Raw genomic sequence first — 3217 nt, forward strand, 5'->3', positions numbered from 1 at the left:
GGGTCGTCTTGGATTAGAATGAGTATGCTTGCCGAATGGGGTAGGAAACTTAAAGGTATTGCCAGACCTCAAAAATGCTCAAATCCTAAAGGGTTAGTGCGATATTTTACGCATATTGATAACCCAGAAAAGTATCAGTATAACCGATCTGATATTAAGATTATAGGTCAGTATGATATTGAACCTTATTTTAAATCTACAATTGGAGAGGATCAGGAAACTCGTAAAGAGATTATGCATTTCATTATTGATAATGATGTTCTGGAGTTTGCTGATTTGGTGGAATATTGCTTAGAGCATAATGAGACATGGGATGACTATCTAGCTAATAATACTCTGTATATCAAAAATTATGTTTCGTCTCGTAGATATCGGGATATTGAACGTAAACGGGAGCGAGAATTAGCTAAAATGGAACTTTTAGAAAAGGAAGTGGAGCAACTAAAAGTTGTAAGATCTATCGAAGCGAAAGCCTGATTATAGGCGGAGGAGGGAGGGTGGGTTCGATGTCCAAAATGTTGCGAGCATTTTTGGATTAGTGTATAATAACAGTATGTTAGGAATGTAAAAAGGACTGTCGCCAAACAGTCCAATTTCCGAAACAGCCACGCCAATGGCTATCAATATTTTTCTTATTTACCTTAATATTCTATCGCATTTGTGGTAGGAATTCAAGCATTTTATGCTATTCTCTATGATTTAGAGGATTTGTTTAACTTTGGAAAAATAGATAGTCGCAATTGACGTGGCCCCTCTTTAGAGGGTCTCTGTTGATTGCGACTTTTTTGTGTTCTATATGGATAATTGAGGACACCGGCACAAAAAAGCGTTGTAATTGTACGGTGTGTAGAAATATGGCGAAAGCTAAAGATCTGTTGAATAGCTTTGAAAAAGAAGCTGTTGTTGTTAAAGCGGTAGTGGTTTACCTTGGTGCAGAAGTGCGAGAGAGTACGGATGGGCAATATACGCATCAGTTTGCTTTGTTGCCGTCTAAACGGGACCCGAAAGGTGGAGTGGTCAGCATTAAGCATAACAAGAAACTAACTTTGGAAGAAAATGCTGTTTACTATGTAGAAGCTGAAGCTAGTAGTGAGCGTCCGGATAATCATTTTGGGGTATCTATTTATTGGTTGCGTAACCCTAAATCGATTAAAGTAGTATCTGCTTTCCGAGAAGTGGAGCGTACTAATGGCTAAAACTTTTAAGCGTAATTATCGAGGCAGGATGGAGTGGGTGCTGTATCAAAGGCCCTTATTCCTGAATGGTGTTGCTTTTCTTGTGTTAGTCTTTGCTTGGCTGGTCCGAATGCTTACGGTTGCTTTAGATCGCTTAGGTGTGGTTCTGGATTGGTTGTCAGTCTTTAGCTTTTGGTTTTTACTGGTAGCTTTTCTTGTGGTCTTGCTTGTATTGACTGTTAGGGTTGTAAGGTTTGCTAAAGATCTGAAAACCTTTGGCGGTTATAGCGGATATATGACGCATAGACGTGCGATTAAGGACGTAGAAAAAGGTTTGTTATCAGCTGGACTTGTGCGGAAGATTGTAGGCGAATCAGTTGTAGATGTCCCAGCGTGCGATTTCCTCGTAGAGGATAATCGAACGGTACTGCAGGTAGAGAAGTTGCCATCAGTATCAGATGTCGCAAAAGTAGCGGAAGCGGTAAACTCTTCTTTGAGGACCGGTAAATATGCTGGTTATGCGGTGTCTGAACCGATACAAACCGCTGATGGTTTGTACTATCGCTTTGAGTTAGCTGATGTAACTACTGATTTGTCATACGTTCCTCGATCGATTGAAGATCTGGTTCCAGAAGACCCTTATAGGTTGCAACTGATGGCTGGTAATGAGCCACTTTACTGGGATTATCCATCGCAGCCACATGCGATTATTTCGGGGCTTACAGGATCGTATAAAACAACTACGGCATTAGCCTTGCTTGCCCAAGCACTAGGTGCTGGAGCTGATGTTTATATTCTTGACTACAAACAAGAGTTGAGCGGTTTTAAAAAGATTTTAGGGTCCCAAAATGTAGCGTCTACACCTGATGACATTCTTGATCTGCTTGATCGACTAGTACAGGATATGAATATCAGGAATGAGCGTATAGGGTCAGAGATCGCTTCTAGAGGCGTTGTAGGCTTGAATGGTAAAGATCTGAATGCTAGACCGGTATTTATCTTCTGTGAGGAATTAGGGGCCTTATCTGAGGCGTTAGGTAAGGATAAAACCAAATTACACGCTTACTTGAAGAATATCGCAATGGTTGGCCGTAGTTCTTTGTATATCCTTATTGATCTCCTGCAGGTAGCTGATGTTAATTCTGCTCCTGCTGGGATCCGCAGTAATGCTTGTTTGCGTTTATTGCTCGGTAAGTCTACCTCAGAAATGGTTACTCAGATTTTTTCATCTGGGTATGCTGATAGGGTTACTAATAACCCAGGGAAGTACAGAGGATGGTATTTCCTATCTGGACATAGCACGCAACCAAGTATGTTCTTCGTCCCGAACTTGTATCAGAATGGGCTAAATACTCTCGATACGTTCCAAAAATTGTATGACATCGGACGAAAGCGATCGTATAACAATTTAGTGTGATTTGAGCTTATGCCGCGAAAGCCACTTGATGGCAAGCTGAGCAGAGTACGCTAGCACGTGCCAGCCGAGAGGCTTTAGGCCGACGGGTGGACACGTCAGCAGGACGTCAGCGAAGGTTACTTGCTGTCAAGTGGACCGTGGAATAAGTCAGCGAAAATCTGGAAAGAAAAAAGGAAAAAAACTATGTTTAAATTTGTGTTGGATAGAATCCGAGAACGTAGAGAAGCTAAACTTAAAAATTATTTGGCTGAATGGTCTAAAAAAGAACCGGAATTGTTCACGGAGTGGCAAGATAAGAAAAGGGAAGCAGATCGCGAATTTGCTCAAGGTATGCAGTATGCCATGGGTGATTTCGGAGGTTCAGATGTCCATTTTAGGCAGGCGGAAAAGCTGAAGGAAGAGGCACTGAAGGCGGAAAGGGAGCTGATTAATAAAGGGTTTGATCCTGATAGGTATCGGGATTGACTCCCTTGGGGGACTACGACACCCCAAAGGGAGAACTGAGAACTGAGAACGGAAAATGGAGAAATTGAATGGTTGAAGAATTGATAGGTGTAGAGGAAAACCTAGAGCCAGCTTGGGCTTATGAGACCTATCCGAATACTGATAGGGCGAAGAATTATAC

General features: G+C 41.8%; 4 protein-coding genes. All 4 read left to right on the forward strand.

The genetic code is table 11. The features are described from left to right. Window positions 1-477 (forward strand): Rep family protein (locus tag QM419_RS09140; RefSeq protein ID WP_414278570.1); only part of this gene is annotated, 477 nt, incomplete at its 5' end. A gap of 398 nt (window positions 478-875) precedes the next feature. Beyond that, window positions 876-1196: a hypothetical protein gene (locus QM419_RS09145; protein ID WP_414258731.1), complete on the forward strand. Its 321-nt coding sequence runs from the start codon at window positions 876-878 to the stop codon at window positions 1194-1196. Then, the gene (locus QM419_RS09150) at window positions 1189-2592 is read left to right on the forward strand and encodes an FtsK/SpoIIIE domain-containing protein (protein WP_414278571.1); all 1404 of its coding nucleotides are present in this window, start codon (window positions 1189-1191) and stop codon (window positions 2590-2592) included. Before QM419_RS09145 ends, QM419_RS09150 begins: the two co-directional genes overlap by 8 nt. Window positions 2593-2775: 183 nt before the next feature. After that, window positions 2776-3057 (forward strand): hypothetical protein, encoded by a 282-nt coding sequence (locus QM419_RS09155; protein ID WP_414258729.1) that lies wholly within the window; start codon window positions 2776-2778, stop codon window positions 3055-3057. Window positions 3058-3217 lie beyond the last annotated feature (160 nt).

The sequence above is a fragment of the Streptococcus infantis genome (assembly GCF_047464715.1).
Taxonomy (GTDB): Bacteria; Bacillota; Bacilli; order Lactobacillales; family Streptococcaceae; genus Streptococcus; species Streptococcus infantis_S.

What these genes read in the sequence shown, in the direction of transcription:
- QM419_RS09150 (WP_414278571.1), top strand. Translation starts at nt 1,189, where the DNA reads ATGGCTAAAACTTTTAAGCGTAATTATCGAGGCAGGATGGAGTGGGTG.
- QM419_RS09155 (WP_414258729.1), top strand. Translation starts at nt 2,776, where the DNA reads ATGTTTAAATTTGTGTTGGATAGAATCCGAGAACGTAGAGAAGCTAAA.